This window comes from Roseomonas sp. CCTCC AB2023176 (assembly GCF_042259275.1).
Classification (GTDB): domain Bacteria; phylum Pseudomonadota; class Alphaproteobacteria; order Acetobacterales; family Acetobacteraceae; genus Roseomonas.
The window spans coordinates 500,018-520,030 of sequence record NZ_CP170086.1 but is presented as its reverse complement, the minus strand read 5'-3'; the positions used below and the strand labels follow the sequence as shown (position 1 = coordinate 520,030).

The window sequence follows — 20,013 nt, the reverse complement described above, 5'->3', positions numbered from 1 at the left end:
GTCATTCCGCCCCGGGCGGAATGACGTTCGTCGCCAGACCCGCCACCAGCACGTCCCGCATCGTCTCCGCGCTTTTCAGCCGAATGTCGGACCACGCTTCGGGCGTGTGGAAGGCGGAATGCGGGGTGATCGCCAGCCGCCCGCGCAGCCACGGCTCCCGTGCCCGATACGCCGCGAGCAACGGGTGTGCCGGTTCCGGCGGCGGTTCCTCCGGCAGCACGTCCAGGCCTGCCCCCGCCACTGCCCCGTCCCGCAGGCAAGCGTGCAGCGCATCGAGATCCAGCACCGGGCCGCGGGCGGTGTTCACAACGACCGACCCCGCCGGCATCGACCGGAGCAACCGGTCGTCCACCAGCCCCCGCGTCCCGCGCGTCAGCGGCACGTGGATGGACAGGGTATCCGCGACGGAGAAGAGGTCCTCTATCTGCCGCGCCCGCTCGATCCCGAGTGCCCGGTCCACCCCGTTCGGCAGGAAGGGGTCGTGGAAGACGACGCGCCAGCCGAAGGCCTTGGCCCTGAGCGCCACTGCCGTGCCGATCCGCCCGAGGCCGAGAACCCCGAACACCCGGGTCTGGGGGCGCTGGATCAGCGGGTGGTCGAGGTAGGCCCAGGGGGCCGGCGCTTCGCCCCGCGACGCATCCCCGCGCTGGAGGTCGTGGTGCAGGATGATCCCGCGGCGAAGCGACAGGGCGAGGGCGATCGCGTGGTCCGCCACCTCCATCGTCCCGTAATCCGGGACGTTGCAGACCTTGATCCCGCGGGCGTCGAGGGCGGGCCGGTCCAGCCTGTCATAGCCCACGCCCATCCGCACGACGACCTTCAGCCGCGGGAAGCGGGCGACCTGATCGGCGGGAAGCCAGTGCCGAAAGACGAAGAGCCCGTCCGTTTCGGCGCAGACCTCGTCAGGCACCTCGTGGATGCCGCCCTTGGCGCTGCCTTGCAGGACCCGGACGGTCGGGCCGAGGACCCGCTCCTCCAGCGCCGCATCGGGATACATGCCCTCCGGCTCCAGCACGGTGAGCCGGTTAGCCTTTGGCATGCGCGATCCCCCGTTCCCCACGCGGGCCATCCTGTGGGCCAGGAAGGACCCGGGCAACCCGCGGAACAGTCGCGTCGGTCACGCAACGAACGCAGGTCGCTGAATAATCTTCCAGACCTCGGCTGGCCGCACCTTCGTCAGAGCAGCAGGCCGGCCGCGCTCACGGCCGACACGCCCCGCAGCAGGATGGCGACATCGGCCGCCTGGTCCGCATCGCCGTCCACGAGCAGGAGCGAGTCCGGCCCGACCGTGCGGAAACGGGCGGAGAAGCCCCGTTCCCCGCGAAGGGTCCGTCACCGACCCAGGCCACCCCGAAAGCGGTGAGATCGATCCGGTCGCCCTCCGCGCCGTCGAAATCCAGCACGGTGTCGCGGTCGGCGGAGGGGCCGTCCTCCGCCGTGAATACGAAGTGGTCCGCGCCGTCGCCGCCCGTCAGAAAATCCCGCCCCGCGCCGCCCGTCAGGACGTCGTCGGCCGCCCCGCCGAACAGGTCGTCGCGCTCGGCACCGCCCAGCAGGACGTCGTCGCCATCGTCCCCGGCGAGCCGGTTCCGCCCGGCGCCACCGGTCGCCGTGTCCGCCCAGCCGCCGCCGTCGAGCCGCATCCCCGTGCCGCCTGCGAAGAAGATGTCGCCCAGCGCCGAGCCGAGGATGCGCTCGATGCCGCGCTGTCCAGCCCGTGGCGGCGGCCCCATCCTGCCATGCTGGACGGTCCGGACGAGAGCAGAACGATCGCCGGGCCCAAGCCGGGCAGGCCAGTCAGGAGCCGCCCCCTGCGGGCGCTTCACTGCGGTTGCAGGCTCGGCTCGTCCGCACGTGCGCTCGACCCGTCCACCATCTCGCCCCGATCGGGCAACGACGGTTCCGTCCGGCGCCCGGGACCGATCCGCCAATGCAGTCAGGATGCCTTGCTTCGTCGCGTCCGTGCGGACCGAGCCTGGGCGCCACCCGGGGGAGCCTTGTCCTCCGGGCCGGACGGCGAACCGGTCAGGTCGCCGCGTCGAAAGGCAGCCCCACGTAGTTCTCCGCGATCGCGGTCTGCGCGACGCGCGACGACGCGACGTAGTCCAGGTCAGCCATGTGGATCCGCTGCTCGAACGGCGTCTCGCCGTCGTCACGGTGCAGCATCGTCGTCATGTACCAGGAGAACCGTTCGGCTTTCCAGATGCGGCGCAGGGCCGTCGTGGGATAGGCGTCCAGGAGTTCCGTCGAATTGCCCCGATACGCCGCGACGAGCGCGCGCGACAGCACGAGTACGTCCGCGACGGCCAGGTTCAGCCCCTTCGCGCCCGTTGGCGGCACGATGTGGGCCGCGTCGCCTGCGAGGAACAGCCGGCCGTGCCGCATCGTCTCGCAGACGAAGGAGCGCAGCGGGATGATCCCGCGCTGGAAGATCTCGCCTTCCGTCAGCGACCAGCCGTCGGTCGCGAGGCGCTCGTGCAGCGTGTCCCAGATGCGCCGGTCCGGCCAGTTCGCGAGGTCGTCGCGCGGGTCGCACTGCACGTACATCCGCTGGATCGTTTCGGTCCGGGTGGAGGCCAGCGCGAAGCCGTCCTCGTGCCGCGCGTAGATCAGTTCGTGCCAGGCCACGGGTGCATGGGCGAGAATGCCGAGCCAGCCGAAGGGATAGACCTTCTGGAATTCCCGCCGGACTGATTCCGGGATCGAGCGCCGGCCCGGACCGTGGAACCCATCGGAGCCGATGACCCAGTCGCAGTCCAGCCGGTCCTCCGTCTCCCCGTTCTGACGCCAAGTGACGTACGGCGCGTCGCCGTCGGCGCCGTGGATCGCGGTGTCGCGTACGCCGAAGACGATCCCCTCGGGCCGCTGCGCCAGCCAGGCCGCGATGAGGTCGCGCAGCACCTCGTGCTGCGGCCAGACGGTGACGCGCTTGCCCTCCGTCAGCCCCTCGATGTCCAGGTGGAAGCGCTGCCGTTCGTATTGCAGCGTGATCCCGGTGTGGACGTGGGCCTCCGCCTGCATCCGCCCGCCGCAGCCGAGTTCCACCAGCAGGTCCGCGACCCATTGCTCCAGCACGCCGGCGCGGATGGTGCCCTCCACCTCCTCGCGCGAGCGGCTCTCCAGGATGACGCTCTCCACCCCCTCCCGGTGCAGCAGGTGGGCGAGGAACAGCCCCGCGGGCCCCGCGCCGACGATCCCGACCTGCGTCCGCATGGCACTTTTCCTCCGGCCCCGATCGCCGCATATGCGGTCCTGGCCGGAACCGCGAATGGACGAACCCGCCGGCTTCCGGCACTTTTCCGCCGATGGACCCCGTCCCCCGCTTCCGCCTCTACGGCGAGGACGGCGCGGCCCCCGAGGCCCGCTTCCTCCATCTCGAGACCATCCCCGCCCGCAGCGCCCCGAACGCCTGGCGCATCGCCCCGCACCGCCACCCTGCCGGCGGGCAGGTCCTGCTGCTGACCCGCGGCGGCGGCCGCCTCACCGCGGACGGCGCGATGCAGGCGATGGCCGCCCCCGTCCTCCTCCTCATCCCGCCCGCGGTGGTCCACGGCTTCGACTTCGCCCCCGCGACCGACGGTTGGGTGCTGACTGCGGGCGAACGCCTGCTGGCCGAGGCCGCCGAACCCCTGCCGCTGGCGGATGCCCCGCGACTGCTCCCGCTCGCCCGCCCCGCCGCGCGCGACGCCGCCCGCCTGTTCCGGGCGCTGGCGGCGGAATACGCGGGCGATGCCCCGGGCCGCGACGCCGCCCTCCTGGCGCTCCTTCGCCTCCTCCTCATCCTCGTCTCGCGCCAGGGCACGCCGCCCGCCGCCGCACCCTCGGGCGACGCCGCCCTCCTCGCCCGCTTCCGCACGCTGGTCGAGCGCTGGTACCGCGAGCACCGTCCGCTGCCCGACTACCTCCGCGCCCTCGGCACGACGGAGAAGCGCCTCGCCACGGCCTGCCGCGCCGCGACGGGTCGGTCGCCCAAGTCCCTCATCCACGCCCGCCTGATAGCGGAGGCCGAGCGCAGCCTGGCGTACACCGCCCGCCCCGTGTCGCAGGTCGCCTACGCGCTGGGCTTCCGGGACGCCGCCTACTTCTCCCGCTTCTACCGCCGCCACGCCGGCGTCGCGCCGCGGGCGGCGCGCGGCCGATGACGGGGCGTCAGGACCAGGACCGCCCGTCCCGCGGCAGCCGCCCGAGATCGTCCACGACGATGACCCGATGCGGCGGGGCATCGCCCCAGCGCCAGAACACGGCGTTGCGGTCGGCAGGGCCCGCCCCCGGCGCGAAACTCGGCACGACAACGCCGGCGACGCCGCGCCCGATCAGCCGGCGCGCCACCGCCCAGGTCGGCGGGTCCATTCCATCGGCGACGAGGTCGCGCCACGGCGCCGCGAGGTCGGCCGCGTCCATGTCCGCTTCCGCCAGTCCAGCCGCCGTCGTCAGGTCGAGGACGTCCGCGCAGTCCACGTCGTAGGCGCAGACAAGCGCCGGCTGGACCTTGACCGTGAAACCCTGCTGCGCCTCGCGCCACGCCGTCTCCAGCAGAAACGACGCGTAGAGCGCCGGCACGCCGCGCGGGTTGAACCGGCCGCCGTGCAGGGCCGCACCCTCGCCCGAGATGGGTGCGAAGGACCAGCGAGGGTCGTGTGCGCGGAAAACCCGGCTACGAAGCCTCACCGGCGCGGGATCACGCGTACCCGCCGTCGGCGACGGCCTCGAGGTAGTCCCTCACGGCTCCGGCCTTGCCCTCCCGCACCAGCGCCTCGGCCGTCCGGTCCCCGAAGCCCGGCAGGCCCTGCGACCGGTACCAGGCATAGGCCATCAGCATGGACCCGCCGAACCAGGGCCGCACCCGGTTCAGGATCTCCACCATCTCCCGCAGCCGCTGCTGCGTCCGTGGGGCCTGGGCACGGGCCGATTTGCTGACCGCGTCGCGGGGCAGGCCGAGCGTGCCCGCGATGTCGGCCCGCGTCGTCCGCAGCACCGCGCTGAGCCGGTCCACGGAAATCCCGCCATTCGGTCCCGCCAGTTCCTGGAGCGCCGCGACGTCGGACATGCCTTGCCTCACCAGATGCCCCGTTCCGGGTCAAGATATGGGGCATGCGACGGCTCAGCCAAGCCCGCTCACCCCCAGGATCCCGGCTCCCCCGCCGCCGAGCCTCGGCCAGCAGGCGCCGCAGCGCCCCGTCCAGCACGGCGCGTTCCTCCTCGGTCAGCACGGCCCGGAACGCATCGTCCCGCGCCCGCGCCGCCGCCATCAGCCTCTCCGTCAGCCGCCGCCCCGCGGCCGACGGCCGCAGCCTTACCTCCCGCCCGTCCCGCTCCCCCGCGGAGCGCAGCACCAGCCCCCGCGCGACCAGGGCCGAGACGGTCCGGCTGACCTGCCCCTTGTCCAGCCCCGCCTGCGCCGACAGGTCCCGGAGCGCCATCGGGGCGAAGTCCCGCAGCAGCGCGAGGGTGCGCCACTCCGCCAGCGTCACCCCGAACTCCGCCGCGTAGCGCCGCGCCGCACTGCGCGAGAGCGCATTCGCCAGGCGATGCACGCGGTAGGACAGCAGGTCGCGGATCGTGCGCGGATCACCACCACCCTCGCCCTGCCCCTCGGAGGACGCCGGGGCATCGCGTGACCTCTTCCCCGTGATGATCGCCTCCGCGTCCCGCCGCGCCGGCCGTTTCGTTGACCGCGGGGCGCCCGATGGTTAACCGGGTCAACCATTCCCGCAGCGCGGCGTGACCGCCAAGGGGCCGGACCGCTTGCCCGACGTCATCCTCTGCGAATGCTTCGCCCGCGACGGGTTGCAGCATGAGCCAGCCCTCATCCCGGCCGCCGACAAGGCCGCGATGCTCGTACGCATCGCCGATGCCGGCTTCCGGCGCATCGAAATCACTTCCTTCTCCCACCCGAAGCACGTCCCGCAATTCGCCGATGCCGATGCGGTGCTCGCCGCCGTTCCGCCGCGCCCCGGCGTGCTGTTCAAGGCGACCTGCCCCAACCCCGCCGCCGTGCGCCGGGCGCTGGCCGCCCGCGACTCGGGTCGCGGCCCGGAGGAAATCTCCTTCCTCGTCTCCGCCAGCGAAGGCCACACCGCCAAGAACCTCCGTCGCACGCGCGCGGAGCAATGGGCAAACGTCGAGGAGATGGCCGCCCTCGCGTCCCACGCCTTCGTCACCGTCGGCACCATCTCCGTCGCCTTCGACTGCCCCTTCGATGGTCCGACGCCGGAGGAGACGGTACTTTCCGATGCGCGCCGCTTCGCATCCCTCGGCGTCACGCGCATCGCGATCGGAGACACCATCGGCAGCGCGACGCCGCCGCGCGTGCGCTCCCTCACGTCCCGCCTGCGCGACGCGCTGCCACAGGCCACCTTCATCGCGCATTTCCACGACAGCCGCGGCACGGGCCTCGCGAACGCCGTCGCGGCGCTCGACGCCGGCATCACCCATTTCGATACGTCGCTCGGCGGCACCGGCGGCCATCCTGCCGGCATCGCCTATGGCGAGGGCTTCACGGGCAATGTCTGCACGGAGGACTTCGCGACCCTCCTGCTCGCCATGGGCCGGGACACCGGTCTCGACCTCGCCCGCGTCTTGGAAGCCGGCCGCGCGGCGGAAGCGCTGCTCGGCCGCCCGCTCCACTCTCGCGCGCTGCGCATGAAGGGATACGCCCCGATGGTCGAAGCATGAACGACGAAAACCCTCTGCTGGTCACGCGCGAAGGTGGCGTCGTCACCGCCACCCTGAACCGCCCGCACCGCCGCAACGCGATGAGCGAGGGCCTCGTCGCCGCCCTGGACACCCTGCTGGCCGGGCTCCGCGACGACCGCAGCGCGCGCATCCTGATCCTCGCCGGTGCCGGCGGCCATTTCTGCGCCGGCCTCGACCTGACCGAAGTCGGCGCCCCCGGCACGCCGGAGCAACGCCTCGCCGCCCAACTCGAACGCAACCGCCGCACCGGCGCCCGCTTCGCCGCGGTCGCCGCCCTCCCGCAGGTCGTCATCGCGCGGATCGAGGGCAGCGCCTTCGCGGGCGGCCTGGGCTTCGTCTGCGCCGCCGACATCGCCCTCGCCTCTGCCGACGCCCGCTTCGCCGCCCCTGAGGCCCGCCGCGGCCTCGTCGCCGCACAGATCCTGCCGTGGATCCTGCGCAGGACCGGCCGCTCCCACGCGGCGCGCATGGTGCTGCAAGGCAACGTGATGGACGCCGCCGAGGCCGCCCGCATCGGCCTCGTCCACGAAACCCTTGCCGACGCCGCCGCCCTCGACGCCCGCGTCGCGCAGACCGTCGCCGACGTCCTGCAGGGCGCCCCCGGCGCGCTCGCCGAGACGAAGGCCATGCTCGCCGCCCTCGGCGCGGCGGTGCCGGAGGGCTACGCCGAGGCGGGCGCCCAGGCCTTCGCGCGCTGCGCCGCCTCCGGCGAGGCCGACGAAGGCATCGCCGCCTTCAAGGCGAAGCGCCCGCCGCGCTGGGCGGCGTGACGCTCGGGCGTATGTGCTTCGGAGGAAGGCAGTGCCTTCCTTCGGGGCCACTCGGCGCCACCACCCGAGGGACGCGCCCGGCCGTCACGCCGCACGCGCGAAAGTGCCTGCAACCCGACCGCCCCCGTCCGCGCTTGCGGAGAAACCCTAGCGGAGTGCGGGATCATGGGCATCATCTGGACGATCATCATCGGCTTCCTCGCGGGAATCGTCGCGAAGTTCCTCATGCCGGGGCGTGATCCCGGCGGCTTCATCATCACGACGCTGCTCGGCATCATCGGCGCGGTCGTCGCGACCTATCTTGGCCAAGCGGTCGGATGGTACCGCGCGGGTGAGGGAGCGGGATTCATCGGCGCCGTCGTCGGCGCTGTGATCGTGCTGTTCGTCTACCGGATGGTCGCGGGCCGCCGCACCGTCTGATCCTCGGCGCCGGGCGACACGCCCGGCGTTTCCGCCGCCAGCCCGGCGGCGAGGAACAGCCGTAAAGCGCCGCACGAGCCGTGCGGCGCTCTTCGTCGTTTGCCACTCCGGCCGGCGCCGTGTCCGCGCCGCGCTCCTCGATAGGTGCGCTCATGCAGCGGGCCCCGCCGCGGTGGCCGGGGCAGGCGGTACGACGACGAAGCGCCGGTACACCCGCCCCAGCGCGATGAGGGCGAGCCCCAGGCCGAGGAAGCTGACCACGCGCCACAGCCCAGTCAGCTCGGACATGTCCACCAGGAAGACCTTGCCGACCGTCAGCCCCAGCACCGCGAGGGCCGCGAGGCGCGGCGCCTTCGCCCGTTCCTTGATGCCCACCGCCAGCAGCGCCGCCCCGAAGGCCAGCCAGGCCCCGGAATAGGCCCAGAGCTCCGCGTTCCCGACCGGCTCCAGGGCCAGCGACATCTCCACGGGGTGGAAACGGTGGCGCACCGTCAGCGTCACCCAGGCGAAGAGCGCGACGAGCCCGTAAAGCCCGAGCACCGGCCGCAAGGGGGACTTGGCGGACAGCGATGCCGACCGTGCCGCGAACAACGCCAGCACCGCCGGCAGCGCGTAGGCCAGCGCCATCTCGTTGAAGACCGGCGCGCCGAACAGCACCTCGTCCGTCGCGAAGGCCGGGTTGTCCAGGATCGCGCCGGTGCCGGACAGCACGCCCGCGACCGCGTAGCCGCGCCAGGCCAGCCCGATCACCGGCCGCCCGCCGGCCCGCGCGTCGAGCCACCGCAGCCCGGTTGCCAGCAGCCACAGGGCAAGAACGTCCAGCGCCACTTCCCGGAAGGTGAAGGCCGCGTCCTTCAGGTCTCCGCCCGTCAGCGCGTGCCGGATCAGCAGCAGCGCCAGCGCGCCGAGGAAGGCACAGGCCCCGGCTTCCAGCACCGCGACCGTCGCATCGTCCCGCCGCCGGCGGAACAGCACCGCCGCGACCGCGAAGCCGATCGCCGGCACCCCGTAGGCCGCGAGGATCCCGTTCAGCACCGGAGTATCGCCGAGCGCGTAGTCCAGCACGAACGGGTTCAGCAGCAGGCGCACGATCACCACCCCGGCGACCGCCAGCGCCACGCGCCGCAGGGCCGACAGGTCCGCCCGCGCCTCGATCCAGGCGAGCGGCGGCAGCAGCAGGGCGACGGCCAGCGTCAGCCACTGGTCCGACAGCACCATGGCGGCGCCGAGCGACAGCGCCGCGACCGCCCCGGCCGCATGCGCGCCCGCGCGCCGCAAGGCGACGTCGACCGGGGATGCCGGAGTGTCCGCGGCTTGCCCCGCGGGAGCCACGGCGTCGTCGTCGGCGTCGACCGGCACGCGTGCGGCGTCGCCGCCCGGCACCGCCGCACCGCGGGCCCGTGCCGCCAGCGTCGCCGCCCCGACAAGGCCCGCTGCAAGCGCCAGCGCCGTGAAGGCCCAGCCGATGTCCTGCGCGAAGCCCCGAACCCGGGCATAGGCAATGAGGAGCGTCAGGACCGGCACGGCGGCGACCAGCCCGGCCCAGCGGACGGGATGCGCGCCCCGCCGCTCGCCCCAAAGCCCGAGCGCCGCGTGCAGCAAGGCAAGCGCCAGCGCCGCCCCGAGGAAGGGCCGCAGCGCCTCCGCCGCCTCGATCCCGAGAAGATGGGGCCCGGTCGGCAACACTGCGATCACCGCGCCTTCCGCCGTCACCGCCTCGCCGCCGGGCGTCCAGTCCGGCACGAACCAGATCAGCAGCGCGACCAGCCCCGCCGCGGCCGCGACCCAGGGCAGGTGGTCCAGCCGTGGCTCGCGCAGCCCCTTCCACCCCGTGACCGGCGTCAGCAGCAGCAGCCCCGCGACGGGCGCCAGCCCGCTCGTCCAGGGCACCAGCGCCAGCCCGGCCGCGGCCATGGCGGCCACCGGCACCCAGGCCAGCCGCCGCCCGATCGGCCCGTCCAGCGCCGCCCCCGGCAGCAGCGCGAGGTGCACCAGCACCACCGCCGGCACGAAGAGCGCGGGTGCCCAGAGATCCGCCGTACCGCCCGCGAGCACCCCGCCCGCGACGACCCAGCCCGCCGCCGCGACCGTCGCGCACCATCCCAGCCAGACCGCCCCGACCTGCCGCACGACGAACAGCGCGGCCACCGTCGCCGCAAGGAGGTAGGCGAAGAGGCCGGGCAGGGACGGATCGGCCGTCTCGACCAGTGCCGGCGTCGCATAGGCCCCGACGAGGCCCACGGCCGCGACCAGCGGCCCGAAGACGAGCGCCAGCGCCAGTCCCGCGACCGCCGCGGCGGCCAGCATCACGAAGCCGATGATCGGCGGCACCAGCCCGTAGAGCACCGCCGCCCCGTAGGCCGCCCCGAACAGCACGGCGACGCCGCCCGCCGCCAGCGCCGCCGGGGTCTGGTCGGGCCAGGAGCGCGGCGCCGCGGACGCGGTGACGTCCGCCTCGCCCGCGGCACCGGGCATCGGCGCCGCATCGCCGGCTTCCGGCGCGGCCTCGCCCGCGGGCGTTACCGGACGTCGCCGCATCCACTCCGCCGCCGCGACGAGGGCGAAGCCGAGCACCGCCGCCGCCACGCAGCGCTCCACGGGCCCGATCCACCCCTGCTCCAGCGCCGTCCGGACGAGGAAGACGCCGGCCAGCAGGATCGCGACCGCGCCGAGCCAGACGCCCCAGCGCTGCGTCAGCAACTCCTCGAACCCCGGCCGCGCCGGGGTGGGGGGGGGCCGGCTCGCGCGCCGGCCGTTCCGCGCCGAGCAGTTCCGGCTCGGGCATCGGCGCGACGGCCGGTGCGTCCGCCGGGCGGTCCCACGGCCGCGCGGCCGTGCCGATCGGCTGCCCGGACGTCGAGGGCACCGCCGCCGGGTCGGCCGGCTGCCCCGGCAAGGCTGCCTCGCCCAGCGGCGCGGCCGTCGTGGACGCCGGCGGCGCGAAGGGCGAGACGGGCACCGCCACCCGCACCCCCGCCGCAGCCAGTTCGGCCCGCAGCGCCGCGATCTCGCGCCGCGCCCGCCGCGCATTCAGCCAGCCGAGCACCCCCATCCACCAGCCCACGCCGAGGCCGAAGAGCAGCAGCACGCCGAGGCCGAGAAGATCATCCATCAGGGGCACCGTTCGCCCGGGCCGCCCCGGACCGTCAACGCGGCGACGGTCACGTCCGTCTCATCGCCGCGCCCCGTCCGATCAGTCCAGGCAGAAGCCGCGCCGCCGGACGTAGGCCCCGAACCCCGCACGCTCGGGCCGCGCGTATTGCCGCGTCACGTCCTCCGACCAGCCATAGGGCTCGGCGGTGCCGAAGGCCGCGACGTTCCGCTGCGAAGGGAAGGGCTTGCCCGCGATCCTGCGCGCGTCGGCGTCCGCGACGTGTTCCGGCAGGGCGGAGTCATCGAAACGGTCGCGGTGCAGCGTCGCGGCCAGGGGCAGCCGCGGGTTGATCGGCGCCACGCGCTCCGGCCAGCCCATCGCCAGCCCCGCATAGGGGAAGACGTGCGCCGGCAGCCCCAACGCCTCCGACACGGCCTCCGCGTCGTTGCGGAACTGGCTGATGGGGCAGGTCCCCAGCCCCGAAGCCTCCGCCGCCACGACGAGCCAACCCAGCAGCACCGCCGCATCCGTCGCCGCGTTGAAGAAGGCGTCGAGCTGGTCGTTCGCGAAGGGATGCCCGCGCATCTCGTGCAGCCGCCGCTGCCGCCGGTTGTTGCCGAGGACCATCAGCAGCACCGGCGCCCGCGGCAGCCAGTCCACCGAAGGCACCAGCGCCTCCAGCCGTCGCCGCTGCGCCACGTCCTCCACCCACACCAGGTCGCGCTGCTGCAGGTCGCTCTTGCTCGGCGCGCAGAAGGCCGCCGCGACGACGGTCTCGACCAGCGCCGCCGCGACCGGGTCGGGGCGGAAGGCCCGGCAAGAGCGGTGATCCGCCATGCCTTCCAGCACGCCGCGTCCGGGCAGGTCAGGGGGCGGCCGCGGCGCCTCCCCGAAACGCCGCGCGAGTCGCGCGTGCAGGTCGTCCGTCGGGGTCGCGTCCATGGGCCGCGACCTTGCCACCGGGTTCCCCATCGGGCCACCCAGCGGCGCTGTCCCCGGCTCCCGCCGACGCACACGCTTTTGCACAACTCCGTCGCGCGAAAGCGGTTACCTCTTCGTCATGGTTCGCCTCGTGCTCCCCCTGGCGCTCGCGATCGGGACTGCCGCCTGTGCGCCCTTCCCGCCCGGCGGGCATCGCTACGCCGCTGAGTTCCGGCTCCAGCAGGAACAACTCGCCGCCCTGGCGGAGGCACGTCGCGCCCACGCCACGTCGGCCGGGACCCGGCGCGTGGACCCCGCCGAGACCCGCCAAGCCCGGGCCGCGCGGGTCCAGGCCGCGGCGCCCCGCGGCGACGCGCGAACCGGCGAGCCGATCGAGATGTCCATCACGGCCGTGGCCATCGCGCCGCCGGCCGTCCTCGGCCGACCGCGCTGGACGGGCGAAGGCCGGGACGAGGCGGCGGCACCGGAGCAGGGCGACCATGCCGGCGCGACCCGAGCCACGCCGGCCGGGGCCACATCGGTGTTCTGATCCGACGCAGGCCCGTCTCACGCTGCCGCGCGGTGAAGGCGGACCTCGTCGCCCATCCGGATCAGCCCTGGCCGTCCCGTCGCTCCGTAGGTCCCCACGAGGTCGCCGAAGCGCTGCGCCACGGTGCGCAGCACCGACGCGTCCCGCGCCGCGGAGTCCGGATCCAGCGTGATCATCGCGCAGCGCGGGATGCCCTCGCCCAGCGCCACGCGCGCCCCGTCCGCGCCCGTCCCGAAGGCCAGGATGCCGCCCCACCACGCGGAATCCGGCTCGTCGCTCTCGATCAGCACGTTCAGCCGGAAGCGCCGCCGGTCCAGCGGTGTGCCGTGCGCCGCCCCCACCGCCGCCAGCCCCGCCGTCGAGGCGAGGGAGACGGGCATCGCGTCGAAGGTGCCGCGCCCCAGATGGATCGGCGCGACCTCTACCCCCGCAGCACGCCCCAGCCGCGACGCGAGGTCGGGGTCGTCGAGCGCCATCGCCCCGCCCCCGGGCAGCGTCACCCACCACGGCGGAGCGGTAGGGGTCCGACGGGTCGGCGAAGCGCGCGCCGTGCAGCACCAGGTCCGGTACATCCCGCGCCGTCAGCCAGGGAAAGTTCGAGCGGTTCCCTACCCGGAGGAAGGCATGGCGCCGGTCGCCCAGCGCCCCCACCCACCCGAGGTCGAGCGCCTCGACCTCCTCCCCCGCCATGGATTTCACGGGATACCGCGCGAGCCGCGCGACCCGCCCTACGACCACGTCATCCGCCACGCCGATCTCCCCCCGGTCGCGCCGCGCTTGACGCCGCGCCCGCACCCGCGGCCTTCTGCGGGCCTCTCTCCAGGAAGCGCAAGCGGTGGGCCTCTTCAACGCCATCCTCGGCAACGCCTCGACCGTCGAGGCCGAGAAGGTCTCGGAGGAATTCGCCCCGCTGCTCATTCCCGGCGAGGTGGTCACCGGCGCCTACCGCCTTGTCCGCGACATGTTCGTCTTCACGACGAAGCGCCTGATGGTCGTGGACAGGCAGGGCGTGACGGGGCGCAAGACGGAATACCTGTCCATTCCCTACGCCGACGTGTCCCGCTTCTCCGTCGAGACGGCCGGCCATTTCGACCTGGAATCCGACATCAAGATCTGGCTCCGCGGCCACGCCGAGCCGATGCGATTCACCGTCCCCCGCGGCGGCGCGATCCTCGAGGTCCAGCGGCTGCTCGCGGCAGGGGTGCTGGCGGAGTAGCGGGCCACGACGCCCGATCCCGCCCATACCGGCGGCCCGGCTGGGCGCGTGGAAGCACCAGCCCAGGGCCAGCGGGACCGGACGCCCTGCGAGCCGCGGCCGCGCTGTGCCGCAGGACTGCCATGACCTAGGCTCGGCCGGGTGACCTCCTTCGTCGCCCTCCTTCGCGCGGTGAATGTCGGCGGGACCGGCAGGCTTGCGATGGCCGATCTGCGCGCGGCGTGCGGGCAGGCCGGCTTCGTCGACGCGCGCACCCACATCGCGTCGGGCAACGTCGTCTTCCGGAGTGACCTGGACGAGGCCGGCGTGAAGGCGGCGCTGGAGGGACGCCTCGCGCCGCTCACGGGCCAGCCGGTCGGCGTCCTCGTGCGGACGGCGCACGAGATGTCGGCCGTCCTTGCCGCCAACCCCTTCCCGGACAACCCGCCGAACCGGACCGTCGCCCTCTTTCTCGACCAGCCGCCGACCGCGGCAGCCCTCGATGACGTCCGCGGCCGGGCCGGGGAGCGGCTGGCCCTCGGCACCCGCGAGATTTACGTCGCGTACGATGGGACACTGTTGGCGAAGCCACCGACTCCTCCTCCACTGGGCCTACAGATGCCAGTTCGAGGCCTCCGGGCTCGGCAGGAGCAGGTTCACTGGTCCTCCACCTCGCGGAATGGGCGGAGCCGGGCAGGACATGGTGATTGACGCAACCCTCGTGCGCCGCCTCATCGCGGCACAGTTTCCGCGATGGAGCCATCTCGCCGTCACGCCGGTTGAACCGGGGGGCTGGGACAACCGGACCTTCCGGTTGGGCGAAGGGATGAGCGTGCGGATGCCGAGCGCGGCGTCCTACGCGCCCCAGGTCGAGAAGGAGCATCGGTGGCTCCCGGTGCTCGCTCCCCTCCTGCCGCAGCCGGTTCCCCTGCCGCTCGCGAAGGGGCAGCCCGGCGAGGGTTACCCATGGCCCTGGTCGGTCTACCGCTGGCTCCCCGGGCAGGCCGCATCGTCGGTCGATGCCGTGGACCTGGCGGTGCTGGCCGAGGACCTCGCGGGCTTCCTCGTCAGGCTCCAGTCGGCCGATCCGACGGGAGGACCGCCTCCCGGGTCCGACAACTTCCATCGTGGCGGCTCCCTCGCGGTCTACGACGACGAGGTGGGCGAGGCGTTGGCACGACTGCGCCGCTCCGTCGACACCGCCCCGATCCGGGCGATGTGGGATGCCGCACTCGGGGCGGCTGCAGCCGGCCCGCCTGTCTGGGTGCATGGCGACGTCAGCGCCGGCAACCTGCTCCTCGCGGGCGGTCGCCTCGCCGGCGTGATCGACTTCGGCGGGCTCGCGGTCGGAGACCCGGCCTGCGATCTCGCGATCGCGTGGACACTGTTCAGGAAGAGGAGCCGCGCTGTGTTCCGCGCGGGCCTCGGCCTGGCCGACGCAGCCTGGGCGCGGGGGCGCGGGTGGGCGCTCTGGAAGGCCGTCATCGTTCTCGCCGAACTGCCAGGCACGGACCACCGGCAAATCCCGGCAGCCCGCAATGTGATGACGGAGATCCTGAATGATCGCCGGTAAGGAGGCGCTCCGCCGCTGCGGTTCCGAAGGGCCTGCGGCAGAACCGGGCCGTGTCGTCGGGGAAGGGCGGAACGAACTTCTGCAGCCGGCGCGATCTCGCCAGCCTGCTGAGGAGAATTCGGCGTGATCCCCGCTCCCGTCCAGGGCTGCCGACTTCGCCAACAGTGTCCGATGGTTCGATGGGTACCTCGAAACTGGTCATCCCCCTCGCGGCCCGCGGCACGGCCCGGAACATCAACACGGTCGCGAAGCTCGCGGCGATGGCGGGAGGCGAGGGGCCGCGCGAGCCCTGACGGAGGAGGCAACGGTCGGGGCAGCCGTGCGTCCCGAGGTCCGCGACGTGAATCCGGCTTGCCGCGGCCGGCAGCGTCGCCGGGGCCGGCCGGTACCACCCGCTTGCCCCCACCCCCACCCCCGCGCTACACGCCCGCCTCCCGCGGGCACCCCTGGAGGCCCCGGTCCCCTTCGCGCGCCCGCACGGCTGCCGGAGGGACGCCCAGACGGGCACACACCCACACACGTGCGAAGGAAACACGGCAATGGTCCAGACCATCCGGATCGAGGCCGCGTCGCGCGAGCGGGCCGGTAAGGGGGCGGCGCGCGCGACCCGGCGAGGGGGCATGGTCCCCGCGGTCATCTACGGCGGCAAGCAGGAGGCGACGCTCCTCGCCCTCGACCCGCGCGACGTCATGAAGGAAATGCACAAGGGCGGCTGGCAGTCGCACCTCTATGAGGTCGCCGTCGCCAACGGCCCGACCGAGCGCTGCCTCATGCGCGAGGTTCAGTTCCACCCCGTCACCGACCAGCCGCAGCACGTGGACTTCCAGCGGCTCGCCGCGGGACAGCAGATCCGCGTCCGGGTCCCCGTCGCGCTCGTTGGCGAAGCGACCTCCCCCGGCCTGAAGGTCGGCGGCGTCGCCAACCTCGTCCGCCGCGACCTCGAGGTGCTGGCCGATCCCGACAACGTGCCGGAGCGCTTCGAGCTCGACGTCTCCGGCGCGAACATCGGTGACACGCTCCGCTGGTCCAACCTGCGCGACAACTTCGGCACGAAGCCGACGCTCGGCCGCGACTTCGTCGTGCTGACGATCGCGGCACCCACGACGGAAGCCGAGGCCGCGCCGGCCCCGGCCGCCGCCGCGCCGGCCCCGGCGCCCGCCAAGGGTGGCAAGGGCGGCAAGGCTGCGGCCCCCGCGCCGGCCGCCGCGAAGGCGCCCGCGAAGGCTCCTGCGAAGAAGAAGTGACGCCCCGTCACTGACTTGGGCGCCCGTCATGCGGAGACGCATGGCGGGCGCCCGCACCGGAGGGGGTGGCGCGATGCTTCTCTGGGTCGGCCTCGGCAATCCCGGCGCGGAGCATGCGCGCCAGCGCCACAACATCGGCTTCATGGCCGTGGAGCGCATCGCGCAGCGGCACCGCTTCGGTCCCTGGCGCAGCCGCTTCAAGGGCGAGACCTGCGAGGGCACGATCGCCGGCGACCGGATCGTCCTCCTCAAGCCCCAGACCTACATGAACGACAGCGGCAATTCCGTGCAGCCCGCCGCGGCATTCCTGAAGACCACGCTCGACGACATCACCGCCTTCCACGACGAACTCGACCTCGCGCCGGGGAAGGTCCGGGCGAAGAAGGGCGGCGGGAATGCCGGCCATAACGGCCTGCGCGACATGACGCGCGCCTTCGGCGCGCCCGACTTCCACCGAATCCGGCTCGGCATCGGCCATCCCGGGCACAAGGACCTCGTCCACCGCCACGTCCTCGGCAACTTCGCCAAGGGCGAAGCGGAATGGCTGGACCGCCTGCTCGACGCGGTCGCCGACGCCGCGCCGCTGCTGGCCGAACGGAAGCCGGAGGATTTCATGACAAAGGTCGCGTTGCTCACCGGACCCGCATGATCGCTATCGCCCGCGCCACCCCCGAGAACCTGCCCTTCATTCTCGCGACCGAGCGCCTGCCCGGCTACGACGCCCTCGTCGGCCGCTGGGACGAGGCCCGCCACCGCGAGGCTCTCGCCGCCCCGCACTTCGCCTACTTCATCGCCCGCCGTGACGGCGCCCCCGTCGGCTTCGCCATCCTCCGCGACTGGAACGCGCCGGAGCGCGTCACGAAGGTCCAGCGCATCGCCGTGTCCGACCCCGGGGCCGGCACCGGCCGTGCCCTGCTGCGCGCCGTCGCCGACGCTGCCTTCACCGAAACTCTGGTCCACCGCCTCTGGCTCGGCGTCTTCCCCGACAACCTCCGGGCCCAGCGCGCCTATGCCGCGGTCGGCTTCGTGCCGGAGGGTATCGCCCGCGGCAGCGCCTTCTTCGGCGGCCTTCACCGGGACGAACTCGTCATGTCCCTCATCCGCCCCGATTGGGAAGCCGCCCGCGCCGCCTCATCCCGTGCTAAGCCGGCCGCCGATGAAGGGCCTTCCGCGGCGCACCCTCCTTGCCGCGACGATCCTGACCGGCTGCGCCGAGGTTCCGCGCGCGGCATCCGCGCCACTGGCCGGCGCGGCCCCCGCGATGACCTCCGCGCCCGCCTGCACCGCCTCGTCGCCGCCTACCCCGACCACCTCACCGCGACGGACGGCGAGACACTGACCTGGCGCGACGGCACGCGGACCCCGACCGGCCTCCGCCTTCCCGAGCGCCCCTTCGACGTCATGCTCCGCGACGCCACCGTCGCTGATATGCTGCGCCAGTCCTACTGGCTGGGACCCCTCACCGTCATGCCCCCGCGCGACCACTCCCCCGGCCGCCTCCGCAACGGGGAGTTCTTCAACCGCCTCTACGGCGACTGCCGCGCAGCACCCCCGCCCACGCGCCCCGTCACCTGGATGCCCCGCACGGGGTCAGGCCGAGGGCGCCCGCAGCGCCTGTCCGTCACCACCGTCAACGATGTGGCGGGGCGGCTGGAGCGCGTGATCGAAGCCCTCGAAGGCCTCCCCGCCCGGATGAAGGCCTTCCTGGTCCCGTCCTCCGGCACCCTGAGCTGCCGCGCCGTCGCCGATACCGGCCTGCCGTCGATGCACGGCACGGGCGCCGCGATCGACCTCAACGCCCGCAACGCCGACTACTGGGCCTGGGCCCGCACGCGCTCAAGCGACGTCCCCTACCGCAACCGCATCCCCTGGGAGATCGCGGAATGCTTCGAGGCCGAGCGTTTCGCCTGGGGTGGCAAGTGGTACCACTACGACACGATGCACTTCGAGTACCGCCCCGAGCTCTTCCCGGCGTGAGCCTGGGTTAGATCCCCTCGCCATCCACGCCGTGCTCGGGCTGCGCTCCGTCCGGCGCACGCACCCCAGACGGCCGCTCCGCGTCCCGCGGCGCCGGCGCCCATTCGTCCGTGATCATCCCCTGCTGCTCGCTGATCCGGTCCAGCTCCTCCTTCGTCGGGGGGCGGGGGATGCGCGGTTCCTTCGTCGGCTCGTTGCTCATGGCACCCTCTCCGTTCCGCGCTGATCCAACGCTCGGGCGGTCCGAAGGATCGTCCCGGCCCTTCATGGCCGCGATGTTCTCCTCCGGGGTCTCGCCGGCGTCTTCGGCCATCCAGATCCGCCCGCGCATTGCGCCGGGCCGCCGTACGGTACCCCCATTCCCCTCCGTCATCCCGCTTGCCCTACTCCGGACCCTTCCCCCGCCGCACCCCCCGTCGTAACTCCCGCCCGCACTCCCCGAACCTGACCGGACCACCCCACCCCCATGGGCTTCAACTGCGGCATCGTCGGCCTGCCGAACGTCGGCAAGTCCACCCTGTTCAACGCGCTGACACGCACCGCCGCCGCCCAGGCCGCGAACTACCCCTTCTGCACCATCGAGCCCAACGTCGGCCGCGTCGCCGTTCCCGACCCGCGCCTCGACGCGCTCGCGCGCATCGGCAAGTCGGCCAAGATCGTCCCCACGTCGCTCGAATTCGTGGACATCGCTGGCCTCGTCCGCGGCGCCTCGAAGGGCGAGGGCCTCGGCAACCAGTTCCTGGCGAATATCCGGGAGGTGGACGCCATCGTTCACGTCCTCCGCTGCTTCGAGGACCCGGACGTCACCCACGTCGAAGGCTCCGTGGACCCCCTCCGCGATGCCGAAACGGTGGAGACCGAGCTGATGCTCGCCGACCTCGACAGCCTGGAGAAGCGCCTGCTGCCCGCGCAGAAGAAGGCGAAGAACGGCGACAAGGAAAGCGCCGCCTTCGTCGCGCTGGCCGAGCCGATCGTCGCCGCCCTCGCGGCCGGCAAGCCCGCCCGCACCGCCGTCCGCGCGCGGCGAGGAAGCCGCCGCTGCCCGCCTGCAGCTGATGACGACGAAGCCCATCCTCTATGTCTGCAACGTCGAGGAATCCTCGGCCGCCACTGGCAACGCGCAATCCGCCCGCGTCGCCGAACGCGCCGCCGCCGAGGGCGCTCGCAGCGTCGTCGTCTCCGCCGCCATCGAGGCAGAGATCGCCTCCATGGCCGAGGGCGACCGCCCCGACTTCCTCGAATCCCTCGGCTTGGCCGACAGCGGCCTGGATCGGGTGATCCGCGCCGGCTACGACCTGCTGGGCCTGCTGACCTACTTCACCGTCGGCCCGAAGGAAGCCCGCGCCTGGACCATCACCAAGGGCACCAAGGCCCCCCAGGCGGCGGCGGTCATTCACAATGACTTCGAACGCGGCTTCATCGCCTGCGAGACGATCACCTACGACGACTTCGTGGCGCTGAACGGCGAAGCCGGCGCGAAGGAAGCGGGGAAGATGCGCGTCGAAGGCAAGGAGTACGTCGTGAAGGACGGTGACGTGCTGCTCTTCCGCTTCAACGTCTGACGCGCCGCGCG

Annotated in this window: 20 protein-coding genes and 3 pseudogenes; 12 read left to right on the top strand and 11 right to left on the bottom strand. The window is 73.3% G+C overall.

Going from position 1 to position 20,013, the window contains the following annotated elements:
• Window position 1: 1 nt before the first annotated feature.
• The 3 genes from ACE7GA_RS02565 to ACE7GA_RS02555 form a co-directional block, all read right to left on the bottom strand.
• Window positions 2-1,039: a C-terminal binding protein gene (locus tag ACE7GA_RS02565; RefSeq protein WP_376095189.1), complete on the bottom strand. Its 1,038-nt coding sequence runs from the start codon at window positions 1,037-1,039 to the stop codon at window positions 2-4.
• A gap of 160 nt (window positions 1,040-1,199) precedes the next feature.
• Window positions 1,200-1,733: a calcium-binding protein gene (locus ACE7GA_RS02560; protein WP_376095186.1), complete on the bottom strand. Its 534-nt coding sequence runs from the start codon at window positions 1,731-1,733 to the stop codon at window positions 1,200-1,202.
• Window positions 1,734-2,025: 292 nt separating this feature from the next.
• Window positions 2,026-3,213: a 4-hydroxybenzoate 3-monooxygenase gene (locus ACE7GA_RS02555; protein WP_376095183.1), complete on the bottom strand. Its 1,188-nt coding sequence runs from the start codon at window positions 3,211-3,213 to the stop codon at window positions 2,026-2,028.
• Between the two features lie 92 nt (window positions 3,214-3,305).
• On the opposite strand from ACE7GA_RS02555, the gene ACE7GA_RS02550 reads away from it, so the two are divergent.
• On the top strand, window positions 3,306-4,142 hold the full coding sequence (locus tag ACE7GA_RS02550) for a helix-turn-helix domain-containing protein (protein ID WP_376095180.1): 837 nt from the start codon (window positions 3,306-3,308) through the stop codon (window positions 4,140-4,142).
• A gap of 7 nt (window positions 4,143-4,149) precedes the next feature.
• On the opposite strand, the gene ACE7GA_RS02545 is transcribed toward ACE7GA_RS02550, so the two are convergent.
• From ACE7GA_RS02545 to ACE7GA_RS02535, 3 genes and pseudogenes are all read right to left on the bottom strand, one after another.
• Window positions 4,150-4,668: an RES family NAD+ phosphorylase gene (locus ACE7GA_RS02545; protein ID WP_376095177.1), complete on the bottom strand. Its 519-nt coding sequence runs from the start codon at window positions 4,666-4,668 to the stop codon at window positions 4,150-4,152.
• A gap of 10 nt (window positions 4,669-4,678) precedes the next feature.
• A complete protein-coding gene (locus tag ACE7GA_RS02540) occupies window positions 4,679-5,047 on the bottom strand; it encodes an XRE family transcriptional regulator (RefSeq protein WP_376095174.1) in 369 nt (122 codons plus the stop codon).
• Window positions 5,048-5,282: 235 nt separating this feature from the next.
• A pseudogene (locus ACE7GA_RS02535) lies at window positions 5,283-5,471 on the bottom strand (MarR family transcriptional regulator); the annotation flags it as partial.
• Window positions 5,472-5,721: 250 nt separating this feature from the next.
• Here ACE7GA_RS02535 and ACE7GA_RS02530 point away from each other — a divergent pair.
• From ACE7GA_RS02530 to ACE7GA_RS02520, 3 genes are all read left to right on the top strand, one after another.
• Window positions 5,722-6,675, top strand: coding sequence for a hydroxymethylglutaryl-CoA lyase (locus ACE7GA_RS02530; RefSeq protein WP_376095171.1), 954 nt, complete (start codon window positions 5,722-5,724; stop codon window positions 6,673-6,675).
• Window positions 6,672-7,466: an enoyl-CoA hydratase/isomerase family protein gene (locus tag ACE7GA_RS02525; protein ID WP_376095168.1), complete on the top strand. Its 795-nt coding sequence runs from the start codon at window positions 6,672-6,674 to the stop codon at window positions 7,464-7,466. Before ACE7GA_RS02530 ends, ACE7GA_RS02525 begins: the two co-directional genes overlap by 4 nt.
• Window positions 7,467-7,631: 165 nt before the next feature.
• Complete coding sequence (locus ACE7GA_RS02520) at window positions 7,632-7,886, top strand: GlsB/YeaQ/YmgE family stress response membrane protein (protein ID WP_376095165.1); 255 nt, start codon at window positions 7,632-7,634, stop codon at window positions 7,884-7,886.
• A 150-nt stretch (window positions 7,887-8,036) separates the two neighbouring features.
• On the opposite strand, the gene ACE7GA_RS02515 is transcribed toward ACE7GA_RS02520, so the two are convergent.
• Window positions 8,037-10,586 carry a DUF2339 domain-containing protein gene (locus tag ACE7GA_RS02515; protein WP_376095162.1) on the bottom strand — a complete coding sequence of 850 codons (2,550 nt, stop codon included), beginning with the start codon at window positions 10,584-10,586 and terminating at the stop codon, window positions 8,037-8,039.
• A gap of 493 nt (window positions 10,587-11,079) precedes the next feature.
• Window positions 11,080-11,922, bottom strand: a complete 843-nt coding sequence (locus ACE7GA_RS02510; RefSeq protein WP_376095159.1) for a nitroreductase family protein — start codon at window positions 11,920-11,922, stop codon at window positions 11,080-11,082.
• Window positions 11,923-12,040: 118 nt separating this feature from the next.
• On the opposite strand from ACE7GA_RS02510, the gene ACE7GA_RS02505 reads away from it, so the two are divergent.
• The gene (locus tag ACE7GA_RS02505) at window positions 12,041-12,451 is read left to right on the top strand and encodes a hypothetical protein (protein WP_376095156.1); all 411 of its coding nucleotides are present in this window, start codon (window positions 12,041-12,043) and stop codon (window positions 12,449-12,451) included.
• A 17-nt stretch (window positions 12,452-12,468) separates the two neighbouring features.
• Here ACE7GA_RS02505 and ACE7GA_RS02500 read toward each other — a convergent pair whose 3' ends face one another.
• Both ACE7GA_RS02500 and ACE7GA_RS02495 read right to left on the bottom strand, forming a co-directional pair.
• Window positions 12,469-12,951 (bottom strand): MOSC domain-containing protein, encoded by a 483-nt coding sequence (locus ACE7GA_RS02500; RefSeq protein ID WP_376095153.1) that lies wholly within the window; start codon window positions 12,949-12,951, stop codon window positions 12,469-12,471.
• Between the two features lie 55 nt (window positions 12,952-13,006).
• Window positions 13,007-13,306, bottom strand: a pseudogene (locus ACE7GA_RS02495) (MOSC N-terminal beta barrel domain-containing protein); the annotation flags it as partial.
• Here ACE7GA_RS02495 and ACE7GA_RS02490 point away from each other — a divergent pair.
• The 6 genes from ACE7GA_RS02490 to ACE7GA_RS02465 all read left to right on the top strand — a co-directional run bounded on the left by ACE7GA_RS02490 (window position 13,287) and on the right by ACE7GA_RS02465 (window position 18,440).
• Window positions 13,287-13,667, top strand: coding sequence for a PH domain-containing protein (locus ACE7GA_RS02490; protein WP_376095150.1), 381 nt, complete (start codon window positions 13,287-13,289; stop codon window positions 13,665-13,667). The pseudogene ACE7GA_RS02495 and the gene ACE7GA_RS02490 sit on opposite strands and share 20 nt — an antisense overlap.
• A gap of 141 nt (window positions 13,668-13,808) precedes the next feature.
• On the top strand, window positions 13,809-14,357 hold the full coding sequence (locus tag ACE7GA_RS02485) for a DUF1697 domain-containing protein (protein WP_376095147.1): 549 nt from the start codon (window positions 13,809-13,811) through the stop codon (window positions 14,355-14,357).
• Window positions 14,347-15,219 carry an aminoglycoside phosphotransferase family protein gene (locus ACE7GA_RS02480; protein ID WP_376095144.1) on the top strand — a complete coding sequence of 291 codons (873 nt, stop codon included), beginning with the start codon at window positions 14,347-14,349 and terminating at the stop codon, window positions 15,217-15,219. The genes ACE7GA_RS02485 and ACE7GA_RS02480 overlap by 11 nt, the downstream gene beginning before the upstream one ends.
• Window positions 15,220-15,758: 539 nt before the next feature.
• Complete coding sequence (locus tag ACE7GA_RS02475) at window positions 15,759-16,463, top strand: 50S ribosomal protein L25/general stress protein Ctc (RefSeq protein ID WP_376095141.1); 705 nt, start codon at window positions 15,759-15,761, stop codon at window positions 16,461-16,463.
• Window positions 16,464-16,536: 73 nt separating this feature from the next.
• Window positions 16,537-17,112 carry an aminoacyl-tRNA hydrolase gene (gene pth / locus ACE7GA_RS02470; protein ID WP_376095138.1) on the top strand — a complete coding sequence of 192 codons (576 nt, stop codon included), beginning with the start codon at window positions 16,537-16,539 and terminating at the stop codon, window positions 17,110-17,112.
• Window positions 17,109-18,440: a GNAT family N-acetyltransferase gene (locus tag ACE7GA_RS02465; RefSeq protein WP_376095135.1), complete on the top strand. Its 1,332-nt coding sequence runs from the start codon at window positions 17,109-17,111 to the stop codon at window positions 18,438-18,440. Before pth ends, ACE7GA_RS02465 begins: the two co-directional genes overlap by 4 nt.
• A 7-nt stretch (window positions 18,441-18,447) precedes the next feature.
• On the opposite strand, the gene ACE7GA_RS02460 is transcribed toward ACE7GA_RS02465, so the two are convergent.
• Window positions 18,448-18,642, bottom strand: a complete 195-nt coding sequence (locus ACE7GA_RS02460) for a hypothetical protein (protein WP_376095132.1) — start codon at window positions 18,640-18,642, stop codon at window positions 18,448-18,450.
• A 264-nt stretch (window positions 18,643-18,906) separates the two neighbouring features.
• On the opposite strand from ACE7GA_RS02460, the pseudogene ychF reads away from it, so the two are divergent.
• A pseudogene (gene ychF / locus ACE7GA_RS02455) lies at window positions 18,907-20,002 on the top strand (redox-regulated ATPase YchF).
• Window positions 20,003-20,013: the final 11 nt, after the last annotated feature.

Coding starts and splice junctions, on each gene's coding strand:
- ACE7GA_RS02475 (WP_376095141.1), top strand. CDS start 15,759: ATGGTCCAGACCATCCGGATCGAGGCCGCGTCGCGCGAGCGGGCCGGT.
- ACE7GA_RS02480 (WP_376095144.1), top strand. CDS start 14,347: ATGGTGATTGACGCAACCCTCGTGCGCCGCCTCATCGCGGCACAGTTT.
- ACE7GA_RS02560 (WP_376095186.1), bottom strand. CDS start 1,733: ATGGGGCCGCCGCCACGGGCTGGACAGCGCGGCATCGAGCGCATCCTC.
- ACE7GA_RS02505 (WP_376095156.1), top strand. CDS start 12,041: ATGGTTCGCCTCGTGCTCCCCCTGGCGCTCGCGATCGGGACTGCCGCC.
- ACE7GA_RS02550 (WP_376095180.1), top strand. CDS start 3,306: ATGGACCCCGTCCCCCGCTTCCGCCTCTACGGCGAGGACGGCGCGGCC.
- ACE7GA_RS02525 (WP_376095168.1), top strand. CDS start 6,672: ATGAACGACGAAAACCCTCTGCTGGTCACGCGCGAAGGTGGCGTCGTC.
- ACE7GA_RS02520 (WP_376095165.1), top strand. CDS start 7,632: ATGGGCATCATCTGGACGATCATCATCGGCTTCCTCGCGGGAATCGTC.
- ACE7GA_RS02540 (WP_376095174.1), bottom strand. CDS start 5,047: ATGTCCGACGTCGCGGCGCTCCAGGAACTGGCGGGACCGAATGGCGGG.
- ACE7GA_RS02465 (WP_376095135.1), top strand. CDS start 17,109: ATGATCGCTATCGCCCGCGCCACCCCCGAGAACCTGCCCTTCATTCTC.
- ACE7GA_RS02555 (WP_376095183.1), bottom strand. CDS start 3,213: ATGCGGACGCAGGTCGGGATCGTCGGCGCGGGGCCCGCGGGGCTGTTC.
- ACE7GA_RS02460 (WP_376095132.1), bottom strand. CDS start 18,642: ATGAGCAACGAGCCGACGAAGGAACCGCGCATCCCCCGCCCCCCGACG.
- ACE7GA_RS02565 (WP_376095189.1), bottom strand. CDS start 1,039: ATGCCAAAGGCTAACCGGCTCACCGTGCTGGAGCCGGAGGGCATGTAT.
- pth (WP_376095138.1), top strand. CDS start 16,537: ATGCTTCTCTGGGTCGGCCTCGGCAATCCCGGCGCGGAGCATGCGCGC.
- ACE7GA_RS02510 (WP_376095159.1), bottom strand. CDS start 11,922: ATGGACGCGACCCCGACGGACGACCTGCACGCGCGACTCGCGCGGCGT.